The sequence below is a fragment of the Bradyrhizobium sp. Kon10 genome (assembly GCF_055807395.1).
This window is the reverse complement of the sequence record NZ_JBVVOZ010000234.1, coordinates 1-270: the sequence shown is the minus strand read 5'-3', so window position 1 is coordinate 270 and position 270 is coordinate 1. Positions and strand designations below refer to the sequence as shown.

General features: G+C 67.8%; 1 protein-coding gene. It reads left to right on the top strand.

Features of this window, described 5'->3' with window-relative positions; genetic code table 11:
- Nucleotides 1-148, top strand: a 148-nt coding sequence (locus AC0L2O_RS36860; RefSeq protein ID WP_473373215.1) for a 2Fe-2S iron-sulfur cluster-binding protein, incomplete at its 5' end; no start/stop codon positions are given.
- Nucleotides 149-270 lie beyond the last annotated feature (122 nt).

Here is a 270-nt window from a genome sequence, read left to right as displayed (position 1 = left end):
CGGCATGATCATGGCCGCCGCCGCGCTGCTTAAAGATAGGCCGCATCCAACCGATGACGACATCGATGCGGCAATCACCAATCTGTGCCGCTGCGGCACCTATGCCCGCATCCGCGCCGCGGTGCATCGCGCCGTGCGCGGTGCGTGATGATTGGCCGTCCGCTTCAGTCGCGAGCACTCGCCGGCGTGACGCTCGGCGTGATGGCAGCCTTGGCCTTCGTGCCGCCGCTGTGGCCGCAAACGAAGGGCGACAGCACGTCGTCGGCCGAC